Genomic DNA, 16,820 nt, shown 5'->3' with positions numbered 1-16,820 from the left:
ATGTTGCTTACACCCCTGACGCTAGGTCGCCCTGGATAAGGAGTCAAATTGCTTTTTGCCCCTGACACAGAGGAGGCGCTGCACTTCGTCGTGGACCTCGCCAACACCACGCCCAGCGCCTCCCGCTCCGGCGAGGATGAACTCACCACGCCGGCCGAACTCGACGTGCTGCTGGTCGGCTACTCCGGCCGCAAAGACCGCGACCAGGCCGAACTGGACGCCGTCCGGGAGACCCGCGACCTGCTGCGCGAGGTGTGGACACTCGACCGCGACGACGCCGTGGAGGCGGTCAACCGGATGCTGCGTGAGGCGCACGCCGTGCCGTACCTCACCCGCCACGACGGCTCCGACTGGCACATCCACGCCACCGGGTCCGACGCGCCGCTGGCCGAGCGCATCCGGGTGGAGGCCGCGATGGCCCTGATCGACGTGATCCGCATGGACGAGACGGGCCGCCTCCGCGTCTGCGCCGCCGACGATTGCGACGGCCTGTTCGTCGACCTTTCCCGAAACGGCTCGAAACGCTTCTGCTCGGTCCGTTGCGGCAACCGGGTCAACATGACGGCATTCCGAGCCAGACGAAAACCATGATTTGGTACGGCTACCGAGAGCACCGTGGCTGTCCCCGCGACGCAGGCGAAACTCCAGGCCTCCAGAGCGCCCGCCGGGCGTATCCGGTCGAAGCGTTCCCGCGTTGACGCCTCACTTACGCGCTGCGCGAGAATCTCTCTTCCTCGTTTCGGGGTGATCCACCCTCTTCCTTATAGCGCGCAACCGTCCCTCTTCTTTGTTGCGCGTGAGCGTCTCTCCCGCGCCGCGCGTCAGCGTCTCCCGTTCGCGTTGCGCGCGATCGTCTCTCCCATGTTGCGGGCGAGCGTCTCACTCCCCGGCTCCGCGGGAACGTCTCGCTCCGGGTTTCATCTCGCGCCCGTGCCCGGCTCTCCGTGCGCCGTGCGTCGAGCGGGCGTGGGTCAGCCTCGATGTCGGGTTTGGGGCAGGGCGTCCAGGTGGTGGCGGAGCACTCTGCGGACGTGCCGAGGCTCGGTGAGCCCCTGCAGCGAGAGGCCGTCCAGTAGGGCGTGCAGACGGGCGGTCTCCAGGCCGATGTCGATTTCGGGGGAGAGGCCACCCTGGTCGCGGGCACTGGTCAGCACTCGATGGATGATCGCGATCATGGTGTCGCGCAGTGCCTCGGCGTGCGGACTCAGCTCGGCCCGGGTTCGAGCCGCGACGGTGAAGGTGTGCCGGAGAACCGTCTCCCTATGACGATCACCGTCGAGCGGTAGCCATTCCTCGAGTAGGGCCTCGCTGAGGCGCCGGCGCTCGGCGCGGTTGTCGGCGTTCGCGAAGATCTGCTCGGCGTGTGCCCGGACGCGCTGGCTGATCCGCCGGCCGAGCTCCTGTGCGGCGAAGATGATCAGCTCATCGTGCCCGTCGAAATAGTGCCTGATCGAGCCGATCGCCAGATTCGCCTCGGCGGCGACGTTACGCAGGGTCGCCGCCGCGAGACCGTCGCGGGCGCGACGGCCGCTCCTGGCAGCGTTACGACGGCCGGACATTCGCGGCCGTCGCCGGCTCACTCGCGATCATGGCCGCGTTCGGGGCGGCCGCAACGGCGTTCGGCGCCGCCCCCGACGCCCGCCCGATCCAGCTCGCCATTGGCCTCAGTTTCCTGGGCGAGGCCCTGGCGGTCACCCGCCGCGCAGTGACCGGCGCACTGTGACCCGCCGCGCGATGACCCGCCGGGCGGTGCGGCCTGGCCGTCCGGACGATCCGAGTGGTAGTGCCAGCACTACCACCGAAGCTAGCGCCTGCCGTATCCACAACGGACCACCCCCTGCCTAACGTCGACACCATGACAACGACGCAGATCGAACCGGCTCTCACACCCGCCCCGGTCGCCCGTGTCCTGCCCCGGCTGGCCGCCGACACCCGCTACGTGCTGACCGGCCTCCCACTGGCATTGGCCGCGGTTCTCGTCTGCGTCACAGCGCTGTCGATCGGCCTCGGGCTGGCCGTGCTCTGGGTCGGCGTCCCGCTGAGTTTCTTCGGGCTGATGCAGGCCCGCGGCTTCGCGACCGCTGAGCGGGAGCGGATCGCACCGGTCCTGGAGCGGGAGATCCCAGCCCCCGGCTACCGCACAGCCGGGGCGCCGACCCTCCCAGCGAGGCTGTTCGCGGTTCTGGCCGACGCACAGACCTGGCGCGACCTGGCCCACGCCGCGCTGCGCTGGGCCCCGAGCTCGATCGCGTTCACCGTGCTCGCCACCTGGTGGGCGGCGGTCCTCGGCGGCCTGACCTGGGTGCTGTGGGGCTGGTCGCTGCCGACCGACAGCAAGGAGCTGCCCGAGTTGCTCGGTTTCGGCGACGCCTATCTGACCAATGTCGCCTTCTACGGCGTCCTGGCCGTGGTCTTCCTGGTCACTCTGCCGGCTGTGGCGCGGTGGGCGGCGCTGTTCGAAGCCCGGTTCGCTGAGCGGCTGCTAGCCGGTGACTGAGCAGCTGTCGTTCCGCCTCGGTCGGCGCCAGTTCCAGCGCACGGCGCCAACTGTCGACCGCTTCATCGTCGCGACCGGCTCGGCGCAGCAGGTCGGCGCGGGTGGCGTGCAGCAGGTGATATCCGTCGAGCTCATCGATGGCGTCGACCAGTTCGAGTCCGGCATGTGGTCCGGAGGCCATCGCGACGGCGACGGCCCGGTTGAGGTCCACGACTGGGCTCGGCGCGACTCGGCGCAGATGTTCGTAGAGCCCGGCGATCTGCGTCCAGTCCGTATCGTCGGTGCCGCTCGCGGTGGCGTGACAGACCGCGATCGCCGCCTGGAGTTGGAACGGCCCGGCCTTCCCATGCCGCAGGGCTCGTTCGCAGAGCGTGGCGCCTTCGTCGATCCGCTCCCGGTCCCAGCGGGTCCGGTCCTGTTCGTCCAGGGTGAGCAGGGTCCCGTCGGCGCCGGTCCGGGCCTCGCGACGGGCGTCCTGCACCAGCATTAGGGCGAGCAGCCCGAGCGCTTCCGGCTCGTCGGGCATCAGCCCGGCCAGGGTCCGTCCGATCCGGATCGCCTCCCGGCACAGTTCTCCCGCGCCCGAGTATCCCTCGTTGAACAGCAGGTAAAGCACATGCAGCACCGCCGACAGCCGTTCCGGCAGCAGGTGGCCCGGCGGCACCCGGAAGGGGATGCCGGCCTGCTTGATCCGCTGCTTGGCCCGGAAGATCCGCTGCCCCATGGTCTTCTCCGGCACCAGGAACGCACGGGCGATCTCGGCCGTGCTCATCCCGGCGACACCGCGCAGGGTCAGCGCCACCTGAGCCTCCACGTTGAGCGCCGGGTGGCAGCAGGTGAACATGAGTTCCAGCCGGTCGTCCGGGATTTCCGCGTCGACCGTCCACGGTGCCGGCTCCATCGCCACCTCCCGCAGTTTCTCCCGCTCCACCGCCGCCCGGCGCACCCGGTCGATCGCGGTGCGCCGAGCCACCGTGGTGAGCCAGGCGAGCGGCTGATCGGGTGTCCCGCTCTCCGGCCAGACGCGCAACGCGGTCGCGAAGGCCTCCTGGGCGCACTCCTCCGCGAGGCTCCAGTCACCGGTGAGCCGGATCATCGTGGCGACGATCCGGCTCCACCCGTCGGCGTAGACCGCGGCGATGTCTTTACTCATCGCCCCAGGGCCACACCGGCCGCAGTTCGATCGCTCCGGCCCAGGCCATCGGGTGTTTCGACGCCACCTCGATCGCCTGGTCCAGGTCCTCGCACTCGAGCACGTCGAACCCGGCGATGACGTCTTTCGTCTCGGTGAACGGCCCGTCGGTGACCAGCACCTCCCGATTCCGCACCCGGACGGTGGTGGCGGCACTCGACGGCCTGGTCCGGTCGCCCATCAGCCGGATTCCCTTGCCGTCCATTTCACCGGCCCAGTCGTCGACGTCCGGCTTGCCGTCGTCCTCGCCCGGCGTGAAGTCCGGGTCGACGCACACCAGCATCAGATACTTCATCCTCGTTCTCCTCTCTTCACGAACACCCCCATGACGAACGAGCCCCCACGGTTTCTACCGGACTGCCTAAAGTTTTTTGAGTGACTGAGGTGACTGTGCGACAGATGACCGTGAGCGAGTACGACGAGTGGCAGCACGATCTCGCCACCGACTATGCCGAAGAGCAGGTCACAGCTGGGAACTGGCCGTCCGAGGGAGCCTACGAGCGGGCCCGCGAGGGGAATGCGGCACTCCTTCCGCAGGGCGCGGCCACCGACGGCATGCTGACCTTGATCGGCATGGTCGACGACGAGCCGATCGGCCGCCTGTGGATCGGGCTGACCCACCCGCGTGGCGTTCCGGACTGTGCCTTCCTCTACGACATCGAGGTGTCCGCCGAGCACCGGGGTCGCGGTCTGGGCCGGGCACTGCTCGCCGCGGGCGAGGTGGCGGCCCGTGACCGTGGGGCGCACGCGCTGGAGCTCAACGTCTTCGGGGCGAACCCGACCGCCAACGATCTCTACCGGACTTCCGGCTACCAGGTCGTCACCCAGCACATGCGCAAGGACCTGCGCCGGCCCGCCCCGCGTTTCGTGCCGTCGGCCGCCTATCGGCAGGCCGCGTTCGCCGGTGATCCGAGTGCCTTGGCCGGCGCCGACCGGCGGCTGACAGTCCAGGAGGCCGAGACCTGCCTGGACCGGGCGAAACTGGCCCACGCCAGGTTCCTCACCGGTTCCGGCGACCACGACGAGGAGTTGCCGCTGCTGGATCGGGCGGTCGCCCTGTTCCGCCGGGCCGGTGACGTGACGGGCGAGGCCGAGGCGCTGTGCTGGACCGGCATCTTCCACCAGGTGGTGCGCCAGGACGACACCGAGGCGGTGCCGTTCTACCGGCAGGCCGCCGAGCGCGGTGATCCGCTGACGCGTTCGTTCGCACTGCGGCACCTGGGTGTCGCCGAGCATCGGGCAGGCAATCTGACGGCCGCCCGCGAGTTGCTGGAGGAGTCGACAGCAATACGCCGCGAGCACGACTTCCCGATCGGCATCGCGGCGAACCTGGTGGGGCTGATCTACATCGCGGCCGCCGAGGGCCGCGACACCACCGAGATGATCACCGAGGCGCGTGCGCTGGCGACGGCGGCCGGCGCGACGTCCGTCTTGGCCGAGGTGGAGGAGGCGGCTCAGGCGACATCGTAACCTTCCTCCAGATAGGCGCAGATCCCGGCTTCGCGGGCCCGAATCGCCGCGGCGATCCGCCGCGCGAGCAGCGGCGACAGTCTCTCGCCGGCCTCCGCCTCGGTGCACCAGGCCCATCCGCGCAGTTCGTCGGCGGGCAGACGAATGGCGTCACCATCCGCGACGGTGCCGCCATCAAAGATCAACATCAATCCTTCGGTACGGCCATCGCGCGGCCCGATCCAGTCGACGACGAGCACGCGCCCGACGTCGACGGAAAGCCCCAGTTCCTCGCGGATCTCGCGCTGAGCCGCAGCCCGAGGCGACTCATCGGCTTCGACGCACCCACCGGGAACCTCCCAGTCCGGTTTGTACGACGGCTCAACCAACAGCACCCGCCCCCGCCCATCCCCGAACAGCACCCCGGCCCCCATCCGCTTACGCGGCAACGTGGCAGTCCACTCAGCAGCACTCACCGCCCGAGGCTATCCGCCGCCCACTCACTGCCCGAGGCTATCCGCCACCTCGTCCCGCCACGTCGTTACGCACGCCTATGTTCACCGGCTACTTCCAGCCGACTTCGACATATCGCCGACCACTCGGCCTCCGCAGGAGTCCCCTCAGCGTCCCCAAACGACGGGACGGTAATTTGTCGGCGGATCTCGATGTCTAGGGAGACGCCAAGATGACGACCGAACACCCTGGTCAGGAGCCTGCTGACAGCCTGTCGGTGGAGATTTCGGATGACCAGCTCGTCGCGATGCTGGTCGACCGGGCCGCGGCAAGGATCTGAAGCTGAGGGCCTGGCAAACGGCCGGCTGATCTTGATCTGTGAGTTGATGAGTGGGTGGCCGGGTCGAGGCGGCCTTCGAGGCGGTCTGGAGGGCGTCCAGAGGTGCTTTGCCGCGCTGCCGCCAGCCAGCGCCGGTCGGGTCGAGACTCACCAGGGCCAGGTAGATGCATTTCAGAGGCGGCGGTTTCGGTCGGGATGTGGCCGTAGGCCCGGATGGGGCAGGTGCTCTTGGGGTCGGCGGTCTCATTCGGGAAGTGGCCGCGAGCCTGGGCCGGAGTTCTGGTGGGCGTCGGGTGACGATCGATCGAAGCGGTCGTCACCCGACGCCGCCGCGGCGGGTGGATGCGGTGCCGGGTCAGTCGAGCCAGATGTTGTCGTGCTTCGCGTAGAACTCGGCTCGTTCGGTTTCGGTCATCTCGTCGACGTGTGCGATTCCCTCGAAATAGCTTTCCCGTGGGGCTCCGGGGGAGAAGTGCAGCAGCATCGACACCGGGGCGCCGGACCGGTTCTTGAAGCCGTGAATGCCGCCGATCGGCACGTGCACCCAATCGCCCGGTTCGGCCTCGATCCACTTGTCGCCGTTGAAGATGTTCATGACGCCGGACAGGATGTAGAACGACTCGCTGATCGTACGGTGGAAATGGGGGTTCGGGCCGGTCACGCCCGGGCCGCACTCCCACCGGTAGAGGCCGAAGAGACCGCCCGTGGACGCACCCGTGGCCAGGTGGTGCACCCTGGTGCCGTTGTTCGGGTAGACGAACTCGGGTGGTGTGCCCGCGGGCCGGTAGAGAGCCGTCTTCTCACCGGTTACCCCGTGGTACCGCGGTGGTGGATAAGTCATAGATCAATGTCTACCCGAAAGTCAGCACCGGTTTGACGACCTTTCCGGCGGCGGCGTCCCGTGCGGCTGACTCGATGGCCTCGAACGGGTATTCGGTGATCAGTTTCTCCACCGGGAGTCGTCCGAGACGGTGCAGGTCGACCAGTTGCGGCAGGAACACGGCAGGGGTGGCGTCGCCCTCGATGACACCGCGGATGCGCAGGCCGTTGTACATCACGGTCATGATGTCGAATTCGGCTTTCGTGCCGAGGCCGACCAGCGCGAGCGTGCCGCGGCGGCGCAGCAGCCCGATGGCCTGGGCGATCACGTCGGCCCGGCCGGTCGTGTCGATGACGTGGTGGGCGGTTTTGGGTTCGGTGCCGGCCGCGCCGAGTTCGACGGCCAGCTCACGGCGCGCGGCGACCGGGTCGACGGCGATCACCTCGCAGCCCAGCGAGACGGCGGCCATCACCGCGGACAGGCCGACACTGCCGGCTCCGAACACGAGAACCGTCTCGCCGGGGGAGGGGCGGAGCACGTTGAGGACGGTTCCGGCGCCGGTCTGAACGCTGCAACCGAGCGGCGCGGCTACTGTGGGTGACAAAGTGGGCGGTACCCGTACCACATTGGTTTGATAGGCCAGCAGATGTGTCGCAAAGCTGGACTGGCCGAAGAAGTTGCCGAAGACTTTGTCTTCGCCGCTGGTCAGCGGTGTGCTGCCGTCGGCGCGCGTGCCGCGCATGTTGAGATCGCTGAGCAGGCAGTACGCCGGATGGCCGGCCCGGCACAGTTCGCACTGCCCGCAACTGCGGTAACTCACCGCAACCGTGTCGCCGACGGTGACCGTGGTGACCGCGTCGCCGACCGCTTCGACGACGCCGGCGCCCTCGTGGCCGAAGACCATCGGGGAGATCCGGGCCGGCCAGCGTCGCCGCATGCTGAGGTCGGTGTGGCAGATGCCGGCCGCGGTGACCCGGATCAGCACCTCGTCGGCGCGCGGCGGTTCGAGGTCGAGGTCACGGAGGGTGAAGGGTCCGCCGGCCGTTTCGACGAGTGCCGCCCGGATGCGCACCGGTCAGTCCCGTTCGAGGACGAAGTAGTAGTGCCGGCCGGCGTCGAGCACGCCCTTGCCGTTCATCACGCCGAGCAGGGTGTCGTCGTCGACGCGTTTGAAGTGGTCGAGGACCGGTTGTCCGTCGTAGACCATGGTCGCGGTCGCCTCGCCACGGAACTCGACGGTCCACAGGCCGGCGCCGCCCTTGGCGCGTTCCTCGTCGTCGAACAGGTCGCCGTCGTCGTCGCGGCAGACCAGTGGCGCGACTTCGGTGAGTGAGGTGAAGCGTTTGCCGTACCACCGGATCTTTGGAAGATAACCCTCGAAACGGTGTCCGCTCACGAATTCGCTGCCCCGCCATTGGCCGAGGATCTCTTCGGGGCGGACTGTCGGCAGGGCGGCCCAGAGGGCGTCGAGTTCATCGATGGTGGTCTTTCCGGCATCGGCGCGGATGTCGGCGATGCGGCTGCGAGCGGTTGCGGCGTCCATGTCCCACCCCTCTTATTGGCGTCCCGCCAATATAGGGCGGCGGTCGTCGCGGGCGCTACGGGGCGATTGCGGTACCGCCGGGGAGTGACATGGTCAACACACCATGTTGGGTTAGGAAATTCGGATGTCGCCCATATATGGTGGCCCACGCAGCTGGTTCGGACAGGTCGCACAGGCCTGCCCGAGGCAACAAGGGAACCCGGTGCAAATCCGGGACTGCCCCGCAGCGGTGAGTGGGAACGAAAGTCGTCATCAAGCACTGGGCATCGCGAAGAAGCCTGGGAAGCGACGGCCGGTAGGACCGAGCTGGACGCCCACGAGTCCGAAGACCTGCCAGCGCGCCGCACGCCACCGTGGTGTGCGGCGGTCGAAGGCCGCGTGGGACGGCCGACGCCGAAGCGTCCCCGCATGCCCGGGGACCGTTGGTGTCTGCCCCCGCGCGCCCAGCTCGCGAGGAGAGGGCATGACACTCACGCCGCAGAAAGCGGGCGTGCCGGAGCAGCGACGGCACGTGATGCAGGTGCGCAAACGAAACGGCGACCTGGAGCCGGTCGACGTCAACAAGATCGTCAAGGCGGTCGAGTTGTGGGTCGCCGACCTCGGCGAGGTCGACCCGCTGCGCGTGGCGACAAAGACCATCAGCGGGTTGTACGACGGAGCGACCACCGCTGAGCTCGACAAACTCTCGATCCAGACGGCCGCTGAGCTGATCGGCGAGGAGCCGCAGTATTCGAAGCTGGCGGCTCGGCTGCTCGCCGCGTACGTCGACAAGGAGGTCCGCCTCCAGGGCGTGGCGAGTTTCAGCCAGTCGATCCGGTACGCGCACGGCCTCGGTCTGATCGGGGACGAGACCGCCGCATTCGTGGCCGCCAATGCCCGGAAACTCGACGACGCCGTGGACGCCGACGGTGATCTGCGGTTCGAGTATTTCGGGCTGCGCACGGTCGCCGACCGCTATCTGCTGCGCCATCCGCATGAGCGGCTGGTGGTGGAGACGCCACAGTATTGGCTGTTGCGAGTCGCCTGCGGCCTGTCGAAGGACGCGCGGGAGGCGATCGGGTTCTATCGGCTGATGTCGTCGCTGGCCTATCTGCCCAGCTCGCCGACCCTGTTCAACTCGGGGACCCGGCACACCCAGATGTCGTCGTGTTTCCTGGTCGACTCGCCGAAGGACGAACTCGACTCCATCTACGAGCGGTACCACCAGGTCGCGAAGCTGTCGAAATTCTCCGGCGGTATCGGGATCGCGTGGTCGCGGATCCGCGGCCGGGGCGCGCTGATTCGCGGCACGAACGGCCGGTCGAACGGCATCGTCCCGTTCCTGAAGACCCTCGACGCCGGGGTGGCGGCGGTCAATCAGGGCGGCCGGCGCAAGGGCGCGGCGTGTATCTATCTGGAGCCGTGGCACCCGGACGTCGAGGAGTTCCTGGAACTGCGCGACAACACCGGCGAGGAATCCCGGCGCACCCACAACCTCAATCTGGCCAACTGGATCCCGGACGAGTTCATGCGCCGGGTCGAGGCCGACGAGGAATGGTCGCTGATCGACCCGTCCGACGCCCCGGAGCTGCCCGATGTGTTCGGCGAGGCGTTCACCGAGGCCTACCGTGCGGCCGAGAAGAAGGCCGTCAAAACCGTCAAAGCCCGGGATCTGTACGGGCGGATGATGCGCACCCTCGCACAGACCGGCAACGGGTGGATGACGTTCAAGGATCGGTCGAACGCGCTGTCCAACCAGACCGGGGAGCCGGGCAACACGATCCACCTGTCCAACCTGTGCACCGAGATCCTCGAGGTCAACAACGACGACGAGACGGCGGTATGCAATCTCGGGTCGATCAATCTCGATGCACATGTCACCGTCGACGGTGTCGACTGGGAGAGATTGCGGGAAACCGTCCGGACGGCCGTCGTCCACCTGGACCGGGTCATCGACATCAACTATTACCCGTCGCCGCAGGCCGCTGCGTCGAATCCGCGCTGGCGTCCGGTCGGGCTCGGGCTGATGGGTCTTCAGGACGCGTTCTTCACGTTGCGGCTGCCGTTCGACTCCGACGAAGCGCGTTCGCTCTCCACCCGCGTTCAGGAGGAGATCTTCCTGACCGCTCTGGAGACGTCGGCCGATCTGGCCGCGCGGTTCGGCGCGCATCCGGCCTACGCCGAGACGCGTGCCGCCAAGGGGCGATTGCACCCTTCGCTCTGGGGTGCCGAGGTGTCGCAGGTTTCGCGCTGGGAGGACCTGCACGCCCGGATCGCCGAGCACGGGCTGCGCAATTCGCTGCTGATCGCGATCGCGCCGACGGCGACGATCGCGTCGATCGCCGGCGCCTACGAATGCATCGAGCCGCAGGTCTCCAACCTGTTCAAACGGGAGACGATGTCCGGCGAGTTCCTGCAGATCAACACCTATCTGGTACGGGAGTTGAAGTCCCGCGGACTGTGGACCGCCGCCATTCGGGAGCAGATCAAGCGGGCCGAAGGTTCCGTGCAGGGCATCACCGAACTCCCGGCCGATGTGCGGGAACTGTTCCGGACGGCGTGGGAACTGCCGCAGAAGTCGCTCATCGAACTCGCCGCCGCCCGGGCGCCGTTCATCGACCAGTCGCAGTCACTGAACCTGTTCATGGCCGCGCCGACCATCAACAAACTGTCGTCGATGTACCTCTACGCATGGAAGGCCGGTCTCAAGACCACCTACTACCTGCGTTCCCGCCCGGCGACCCGGATCCAGCAGGCGACCGTCTCGGTGATCCCGGCGCTGACCCCCGCCGAAGCCTGCTCCCTGGAAAACCCCGAATCATGTGAGGCCTGCCAGTAATGCTGCTCGACCCCGGAATGGACCTGACCCTGCGACCGATGAAGTACCCGCACTTCTTCGACAGGTTCAAGGACGCCATCAAGAACACCTGGACCGTCGAGGAGGTCGATCTGCACTCCGACCTCGCCGACCTGGCTCGCCTCAGTGCTGCCGAGAAACATCTCGTCTCACGGCTGGTCGCGTTCTTCGCCACCGGCGACACGATCGTCGCCAACAACCTGGTGCTCAACCTGTATCAGCACGTCAACTCGCCGGAGGGCCGGCTCTATCTGTCGCGGCAGCTGTTCGAGGAGGCCGTGCACGTCCAGTTCTATCTGAACCTGCTCGACACCTATGTGCCCGACGAGCAGGAACGGTTCGAGGCGTTCGCCGCGGTCGAGAACATCCCGTCGATCGCGCGCAAGGCCGAGTTCTGCTTCAAATGGATCGACTCGGTCTTCGACTTGCGGAAACTGGAGACCCGCGAGCATCGGCGGGCCTTCCTGCTCAACGTGATCTGCTTCGCCGCCTGTATCGAGGGGCTGTTCTTCTACGGCGCTTTCGCGTACGTCTACTTCCTGCGCTCGCGCGGCGTTCTGCAGGGGCTGGCGTCCGGCACCAACTGGGTGTTTCGCGACGAGAGCATGCACATGGCGTTCGCTTTCGACGTGGTCGACCAGGTGCGGGCCGAGGAGCCCGACCTGTTCGACGCCGGAATGGAACAGCAGGTCCGTGACATGCTCGCCGAAGCCGTCGAGTGCGAGGTCCAGTTCGCCGCGGATCTGCTCGAACAGGGGGTGAGCGGGCTGTCCCTGGCCGACATGCGCGAATACCTCCAACACGTCGCCGACCGGCGGCTCGCGGCGCTCGGTATCGACCCCGTTTACGGCAGTTCCAACCCGTTCGCGTTCATGGAGCTGCAGGACGTTCAGGAGTTGTCCAACTTCTTCGAGCGGCGCGTTTCGGCGTACCAGGTGGGGGTCTCCGGAAGCGTCTCCTTCGACGACGATTTCTAGAAACGATCAGCGGCCGCCCTCGGTTTTCCGGAGGCGGCCGCTTGCCGGACTGCTTCTCAGACCGTGACCGCCTCGGACGGCCGCGTGGTCGGCTCGGCGGCTGCCGGAGCCGACCGGCGGCCGGAACGCAACGCGCTGGCCAGGCAGAGCAGCGCGCCGAAGACGAGCCAGCCGGACAGGACGACGATCGGATGGGTCGCGGCGGCGCCGTCGAAAAAGGCGGTCGAGCGCAGCAGCGAACCACCCGCGCCCGGCGGCAGCAGCTGGCCGAGCTCGCCGGACCAGCCGGGCAGCATCTGCGGGGCTGACGACACGCCCGACAGCGGGTTGCCGACCAGCATCATCGTGGCCGCGCCGAGGCCCAGCCCGGCCGCACCGAGCAGCGATTCCAGGCCGAGCAGGGTGAGCGCGGTGGCGCCGATACTCAATGCGATCGCGCCCGCGTTGGCGAGGTAGTCGCCGTTGAGCGAACCCAGCCAGAACTGCAGGATCGCGGCCATCGCCAAGCCACCGGCGACCGCGAAGGCCAGCGCGCCGGTCACCCGCTGAGCGGTACCGCGGAGGCGGGCGGTGAGCAGGGCGGCGGCCATGATCCCGCCGATCACCAGGGGGAGGGCCCCGGCGGCCAGGCCGGCGCCGCGCGGGTCGTCGGCGGGCAGCGGCACCAGGTCGCGGGCCGCGACCGCCGGTGACTCACCCTGGGCCAGACCGGCGGCCAGCGCGGTCAGGGTCTGCGAGACCGGAGCGCTGGCCGCGGACGCCGTGATCACCTGAGGCTTCCCGCTGGTCAAATCGATGGCGCCGTACGCCTCCCGGTCACGGATCAGCTCCTCGGCCGCTGCCGTGGTGTCGACCGCGGTGATCTCGAAGGCGTCCGGCAGGCGCTGTTCGAGGGCGGCGGTGACCTGCTGGACCGCCGGAGCGGGACCGGCCACGGCGATCGGGATGTCGTGCACCGTGGACCTGACCGCCGGCCAGGCGAAGGCCGTGAGCAGCACGCTGATGATGACCGTGAGCAGCCCGACCGTCGCGGCTACCTGCGGCCAGGACGACGGTTTGTCGCTGGTCATGTCGACTCCTTCGCGCATTGTTCGTACCTGCGTAAGAGAACGGTTGTTCGTTTTTGAGAGTCCTCGAGGTGGCGGCGTTTGTCAAGAACGATCGTTCGTTTTAACTTGGGACGCATGCCACGCGTCACCGAGACACACCGCGCCGAACGCCGAGCCGAGATCCTCGCGGCTGCCGCCCGGCTCTTCGCCGACAACGGATTCCATGCCACCTCGATGGCCGGGATCATCGCCGAGTCGGGGCTGTCGGCCGGCGCCGTGTACAGCTACTTCCGCAGCAAGGAGGAGCTGATCGGAGCGGTCGCCGGGCTGGCCATGTCGACCGCTGACGAGGTGTTCGGCGAACTGCTCGCGAGAGACGCGGTGCCGTCACCGGCCGAGGTGACGACCGCCATGGTCGAGGCCGTCACCGAACGGTTCATCGAGGATTCGGTCATCGGGGTCGACATGACACGTCTGGCCGTACAGGTGTGGGCTGAAGCTCTTCGTAATCCGGACGTGCTCGCCCGCGTCTCGCACGTCGTGGTCCGGCTGCGCGGGCACTGTGCCGAGGTGGCCCGGCGTTGGCAGGCGGCCGGAAACCTGCCCGATTCGGCGAACCCGGACCAGGTCGGAGCGGCCATGCTCAGTCTCGTACAGGGGTACATCCTGCAGCGACTGCTCCTACCGGAGACCGACGCGCCCTACTATGTGGCCGGAATCGACGCACTGCTCTCGGGAAAGCCGCACTCGTGATACCTGTCTGGTTGCTCGACGTCGACGGGGTGATCAACGCCTTTCGCGCCGGTTGGTGGCATACCCGGCCCTGTCTGGTGCAGGTCTGGTCGACGGCTGACGCCTATGACTACCGGATTAGGTACGAGCCACGCCTGATCGATGTCATCCGTGAGGTGCATGCGCAGGGGCTCGCCGAGGTCACCTGGTGTACCACCTGGTGCAGCGATGCCGACGCTCTCGAGGAGGCGCTCGGGCTGCCCGTGCTGCCCCGGGCGTTCGACGAACCGGTCAAGGGGGCGGACGCCTGCGCGGCCAAGATCGCAGCGGCTCGGCGTGTGATCGCGTCCGGGCGGCTGCTCGTCTGGACCGACGACGTCGAGGTCGGGCATCACGCCGGCGAGTGCGCGGCCTGGGCGGAGACCGGAAAGGCGCTGGTCATCGCGCCTGATGAGAGCCGCGGGCTGCGGCCCGGTCATGCGCGGCGGATCCGGTCCTACCTCACCGGCAGACCGGTGCCGCCGCTCCGCTCGGCCGGCTCGCCCGCCCTGGACTGAAGCGGCGATTTTTGTCAGACCCTGGCCGTACCCTTCGGGCATGGTCAATCGTTCACCGGAAACCTTTGCTGATCGCGCTGCCTTCGACGCGGCGGTGGAGCTGGCGCGCGGCGCCGCCCAGGCGTATTACGACACCGGTGACGCGGTGATGACCGACGCGGAATATGACGAGTTGGCCGACCGGATCGCGGCGTCGGTGGCCGAGCACCCGGCGTGGGACGACCGTGGCATCACCACCGCAGTGGCCGCGGGGGCCTCTGCGGGCGGCGACGTGCGGCATCCGACGGCGATGCTCTCCCTCGACAAGATCAAGACGCCGGAGGAGGTCGCCGAGTTCGTCGCCACCCTCGGCGGTGACGGCTGCCTGGTCGAGGTCAAGCTCGACGGCCTCGCCATCCGCGCCGAGTTCGTCGACGGCAGGCTGGTGTTGGCCGCGCTGCGCGGCGACGGTGCCACCGGTGAGGATGTGACCGCACAGGTGCGGCGGGGCGTCGCCGGGTTGCCGGCCGAGCTGGGCACGTCCTGGAGCGGCGAGGTGCGCGGCGAGGTCTACATGACCGTCGACGACTTCGAGGCGGCCAGCGCCAACCGGGTCGCCGCCGGGGGTAAGGCGTTCGTCAACTCACGGGGCGCGGTCGCCGGGGCGATTCGCAGCATCGATCGGGCCTATGAGGCGCCGATGACCTTCGCCACCTATGAGATCACCGGTGACGGGGTGGATCCGGCCGGCACCCACCTCGGGCGGATGGATCGGGCCGAGGAGCTGGGCTTTCCGGCCGCCTGTCGGCTGATTCCCGAGGTCGCCGGGGAGTGCTTCACCGCTGAGCAGGTCAACGCCGCCATCGAAGTGATCGGCGGGCGGCGGGCCTCCCTGGTGTTCCCGATCGACGGTGCGGTCATCAAGGCCAACGCCGAGGCCACCCGCCGTCGGCTGGGGCTGGCCAGCCGCACTCCCTATTGGGCGGTCGCCTTCAAATATCCGCCGGACACCGCGTCCACCTACCTGCGTGACATCGAGGTTCGGGTCGGGCGGACCGGGCGGATCAGCCTGCGTGCCATCATCGACCCGGTCGTCGTCGGTGGCACCACCGTCACCAAGGCCACCCTGCACAACCCGCAGTGGGTTGCCGAGCAGGGTCTCGCCCTCGGGCAGAAGGTCGCGGTGTGGCGGGCCGGTGACGTCATCCCCCGAGTGACCTCGCCCATCGGTGATCAGCCACATGGCCTCACCCCCTGGGTCGCGCCTGAGCTGTGCCCGCAGTGCGGTGAGGCGTGGGACAAGTCGAGTCTGCTCTGGCGGTGTCACACGGCCTCGTGCGCGGCGGCGAACGCTCTGGCCTACTGGTGCAGCCGGGAAGCCCTCGACGTCGACGGGGCCGGGGATTCGTTCTGTGACGCGGTCATCGAGGCCGGGCTGGCCCGCAATGTCGCCGACCTCTACGCGTTGAGCGTCGACGACATCGCTGAGCTGCCGGTGGGGAAGACCGTCGCCGGTGGCACGGTGATGCTCGGGCGATCCAACGCCGAGCGGATCGTCGCCGGGCTGGCGGCCAGCAAGCAGCAGCCGTTCAACCGGGTCGTCACCGGTCTGGGCATCCGGATGACCGGCCGTAGTGTCGGGCGGTGGCTGGCGGCCCGCTTCAAGTCGATGTCCGCTTTGCGGGCGGCCTCCGTCGAGGAGATCGCCGAGATCGACAAGATGGGGTTGATCAAAGCCCAGCATGTCGTCGACGGGCTGGTCGCCATGGGCGATGTGATCGATCGTCTCGCCGAGTTCGGCCTGACCATGGAGGTGGTCGACGACGGCGGTGCCAAACCGCTGTCGGGGCAGACCTATGTGGTGTCGGGTTCGGTGCCCGGCTACACCCGGACCACGGTCAGCGAACGGATCGAGGCGCTCGGCGGCTCGGCCAGCAGCAGTGTCTCGGCCAAGACCACGGCTCTCGTCACGTCGGAGACGACTACCAGCAAGGCCAAGAAGGCGGCTCAGCTCGGCATTCCTGTGATCGAGCCCGAGGAGTTCGCCCGCATGCTCGCCTGACGTTCTTCCGTCGGCGCGGCTGTGTCGTGTTGTTGCGCGGTCGCGCGGCTGTGTCGTGTTGTTCCAGGTCGCGGGGCCGTGTCCTGTTGTTCCGCGTTTGTCTGGACACATTCACGTCGTGGAGATGGAGATCACACGATCGTCTGCAGCGGCGGCAAGCGGAGCCTTCGTGTCGTCTGCCAAACGATCCGAGGCACTGCCACTGGATCTGGGGCATCCTGGGCGCCGGAGCCGGTCGAACATTCAGGGCAATCCGGTGACCTGCGGAGACACGGTGCGCCTCGTGCTGGTTTGCCTCAACTCAACTGGCAGAACGAGCGTTCCGGCCCTGCCA

17 protein-coding genes and 1 riboswitch are annotated in these 16,820 nt (G+C 68.1%); of the genes, 9 read left to right on the top strand and 8 right to left on the bottom strand.

All coding sequences use genetic code 11. From position 1 onward, the window contains the following. The first annotated feature begins 48 nt into the window (after window positions 1-48). The gene (locus Q0Z83_RS26305) at window positions 49-591 is read left to right on the top strand and encodes a CGNR zinc finger domain-containing protein (protein WP_317796675.1); all 543 of its coding nucleotides are present in this window, start codon (window positions 49-51) and stop codon (window positions 589-591) included. A 380-nt stretch (window positions 592-971) separates the two neighbouring features. On the opposite strand, the gene Q0Z83_RS26300 is transcribed toward Q0Z83_RS26305, so the two are convergent. After that, a complete protein-coding gene (locus tag Q0Z83_RS26300; protein WP_317796674.1) occupies window positions 972-1,580 on the bottom strand; it encodes a TetR/AcrR family transcriptional regulator in 609 nt (202 codons plus the stop codon). An 8-nt stretch (window positions 1,581-1,588) separates the two neighbouring features. On the opposite strand from Q0Z83_RS26300, the gene Q0Z83_RS26295 reads away from it, so the two are divergent. After that, window positions 1,589-1,723: a hypothetical protein gene (locus tag Q0Z83_RS26295; RefSeq protein WP_317796673.1), complete on the top strand. Its 135-nt coding sequence runs from the start codon at window positions 1,589-1,591 to the stop codon at window positions 1,721-1,723. A 132-nt stretch (window positions 1,724-1,855) separates the two neighbouring features. Beyond that, window positions 1,856-2,497 carry a sensor domain-containing protein gene (locus tag Q0Z83_RS26290; protein WP_317796672.1) on the top strand — a complete coding sequence of 214 codons (642 nt, stop codon included), beginning with the start codon at window positions 1,856-1,858 and terminating at the stop codon, window positions 2,495-2,497. On the opposite strand, the gene Q0Z83_RS26285 is transcribed toward Q0Z83_RS26290, so the two are convergent. Together Q0Z83_RS26285 and Q0Z83_RS26280 are read right to left on the bottom strand one after the other, a co-directional pair. Further along, window positions 2,421-3,650, bottom strand: coding sequence for an RNA polymerase sigma factor (locus Q0Z83_RS26285; protein WP_317796671.1), 1,230 nt, complete (start codon window positions 3,648-3,650; stop codon window positions 2,421-2,423). The two genes, Q0Z83_RS26290 and Q0Z83_RS26285, sit on opposite strands and share 77 nt — an antisense overlap. Continuing rightward, window positions 3,643-3,984: a YciI family protein gene (locus Q0Z83_RS26280; RefSeq protein WP_317796670.1), complete on the bottom strand. Its 342-nt coding sequence runs from the start codon at window positions 3,982-3,984 to the stop codon at window positions 3,643-3,645. Before Q0Z83_RS26280 ends, Q0Z83_RS26285 begins: the two co-directional genes overlap by 8 nt. 80 nt (window positions 3,985-4,064) lie before the next feature. On the opposite strand from Q0Z83_RS26280, the gene Q0Z83_RS26275 reads away from it, so the two are divergent. Continuing rightward, window positions 4,065-5,159, top strand: a complete 1,095-nt coding sequence (locus Q0Z83_RS26275; protein WP_317796669.1) for a GNAT family N-acetyltransferase — start codon at window positions 4,065-4,067, stop codon at window positions 5,157-5,159. Here Q0Z83_RS26275 and Q0Z83_RS26270 read toward each other — a convergent pair. The 4 genes from Q0Z83_RS26270 to Q0Z83_RS26255 form a co-directional block, all read right to left on the bottom strand. Further along, on the bottom strand, window positions 5,144-5,614 hold the full coding sequence (locus Q0Z83_RS26270) for an NUDIX hydrolase (protein ID WP_317796668.1): 471 nt from the start codon (window positions 5,612-5,614) through the stop codon (window positions 5,144-5,146). The two genes, Q0Z83_RS26275 and Q0Z83_RS26270, sit on opposite strands and share 16 nt — an antisense overlap. Window positions 5,615-6,286: 672 nt before the next feature. Next, window positions 6,287-6,772 (bottom strand): cupin domain-containing protein, encoded by a 486-nt coding sequence (locus Q0Z83_RS26265; RefSeq protein WP_317796667.1) that lies wholly within the window; start codon window positions 6,770-6,772, stop codon window positions 6,287-6,289. A gap of 10 nt (window positions 6,773-6,782) precedes the next feature. After that, on the bottom strand, window positions 6,783-7,823 hold the full coding sequence (locus Q0Z83_RS26260; protein WP_317796666.1) for an NAD(P)-dependent alcohol dehydrogenase: 1,041 nt from the start codon (window positions 7,821-7,823) through the stop codon (window positions 6,783-6,785). A 3-nt stretch (window positions 7,824-7,826) separates the two neighbouring features. Further along, window positions 7,827-8,294, bottom strand: coding sequence for a DUF4334 domain-containing protein (locus Q0Z83_RS26255; protein ID WP_317796665.1), 468 nt, complete (start codon window positions 8,292-8,294; stop codon window positions 7,827-7,829). Between the two features lie 152 nt (window positions 8,295-8,446). After that, window positions 8,447-8,632, top strand: a riboswitch (cobalamin riboswitch). A gap of 125 nt (window positions 8,633-8,757) precedes the next feature. Between Q0Z83_RS26255 and Q0Z83_RS26250 the strand changes: the two genes are divergently transcribed. Together Q0Z83_RS26250 and Q0Z83_RS26245 are read left to right on the top strand one after the other, a co-directional pair. Then, complete coding sequence (locus Q0Z83_RS26250; protein WP_317796664.1) at window positions 8,758-11,112, top strand: ribonucleoside-diphosphate reductase subunit alpha; 2,355 nt, start codon at window positions 8,758-8,760, stop codon at window positions 11,110-11,112. Next, entirely contained in the window at window positions 11,112-12,107 is a 996-nt protein-coding gene (locus tag Q0Z83_RS26245) for a ribonucleotide-diphosphate reductase subunit beta (protein WP_317796663.1), read from the top strand. Before Q0Z83_RS26250 ends, Q0Z83_RS26245 begins: the two co-directional genes overlap by 1 nt. A gap of 56 nt (window positions 12,108-12,163) precedes the next feature. Here Q0Z83_RS26245 and Q0Z83_RS26240 read toward each other — a convergent pair whose 3' ends face one another. Next, on the bottom strand, window positions 12,164-13,177 hold the full coding sequence (locus tag Q0Z83_RS26240) for a hypothetical protein (protein ID WP_317796662.1): 1,014 nt from the start codon (window positions 13,175-13,177) through the stop codon (window positions 12,164-12,166). A 114-nt stretch (window positions 13,178-13,291) separates the two neighbouring features. On the opposite strand from Q0Z83_RS26240, the gene Q0Z83_RS26235 reads away from it, so the two are divergent. The 3 genes from Q0Z83_RS26235 to ligA are packed head-to-tail and all read left to right on the top strand — an operon-like array spanning window position 13,292 to window position 16,486. Continuing rightward, a complete protein-coding gene (locus Q0Z83_RS26235; protein ID WP_317796661.1) occupies window positions 13,292-13,909 on the top strand; it encodes a TetR/AcrR family transcriptional regulator in 618 nt (205 codons plus the stop codon). A gap of 11 nt (window positions 13,910-13,920) precedes the next feature. Then, window positions 13,921-14,445 carry a hypothetical protein gene (locus Q0Z83_RS26230; RefSeq protein ID WP_317796660.1) on the top strand — a complete coding sequence of 175 codons (525 nt, stop codon included), beginning with the start codon at window positions 13,921-13,923 and terminating at the stop codon, window positions 14,443-14,445. Between the two features lie 40 nt (window positions 14,446-14,485). Beyond that, window positions 14,486-16,486 carry an NAD-dependent DNA ligase LigA gene (ligA, locus tag Q0Z83_RS26225; RefSeq protein WP_317796659.1) on the top strand — a complete coding sequence of 667 codons (2,001 nt, stop codon included), beginning with the start codon at window positions 14,486-14,488 and terminating at the stop codon, window positions 16,484-16,486. Window positions 16,487-16,820 lie beyond the last annotated feature (334 nt).

This window comes from Actinoplanes sichuanensis (assembly GCF_033097365.1).
GTDB lineage: Bacteria > Actinomycetota > Actinomycetes > Mycobacteriales > Micromonosporaceae > Actinoplanes > Actinoplanes sichuanensis.
This window is presented reverse-complemented; position numbering and strand designations above follow the sequence as displayed.

Excerpts from the sequence above, each read along its gene's own strand:
- Q0Z83_RS26295 (WP_317796673.1), top strand. The coding sequence starts at position 1,589 with ATGGCCGCGTTCGGGGCGGCCGCAACGGCGTTCGGCGCCGCCCCCGAC.
- Q0Z83_RS26290 (WP_317796672.1), top strand. The coding sequence starts at position 1,856 with ATGACAACGACGCAGATCGAACCGGCTCTCACACCCGCCCCGGTCGCC.
- Q0Z83_RS26285 (WP_317796671.1), bottom strand. The coding sequence starts at position 3,650 with ATGAGTAAAGACATCGCCGCGGTCTACGCCGACGGGTGGAGCCGGATC.
- Q0Z83_RS26280 (WP_317796670.1), bottom strand. The coding sequence starts at position 3,984 with ATGAAGTATCTGATGCTGGTGTGCGTCGACCCGGACTTCACGCCGGGC.
- Q0Z83_RS26265 (WP_317796667.1), bottom strand. The coding sequence starts at position 6,772 with ATGACTTATCCACCACCGCGGTACCACGGGGTAACCGGTGAGAAGACG.
- Q0Z83_RS26255 (WP_317796665.1), bottom strand. The coding sequence starts at position 8,294 with ATGGACGCCGCAACCGCTCGCAGCCGCATCGCCGACATCCGCGCCGAT.
- Q0Z83_RS26250 (WP_317796664.1), top strand. The coding sequence starts at position 8,758 with ATGACACTCACGCCGCAGAAAGCGGGCGTGCCGGAGCAGCGACGGCAC.
- Q0Z83_RS26245 (WP_317796663.1), top strand. The coding sequence starts at position 11,112 with ATGCTGCTCGACCCCGGAATGGACCTGACCCTGCGACCGATGAAGTAC.
- Q0Z83_RS26240 (WP_317796662.1), bottom strand. The coding sequence starts at position 13,177 with ATGACCAGCGACAAACCGTCGTCCTGGCCGCAGGTAGCCGCGACGGTC.
- Q0Z83_RS26235 (WP_317796661.1), top strand. The coding sequence starts at position 13,292 with ATGCCACGCGTCACCGAGACACACCGCGCCGAACGCCGAGCCGAGATC.
- ligA (WP_317796659.1), top strand. The coding sequence starts at position 14,486 with ATGGTCAATCGTTCACCGGAAACCTTTGCTGATCGCGCTGCCTTCGAC.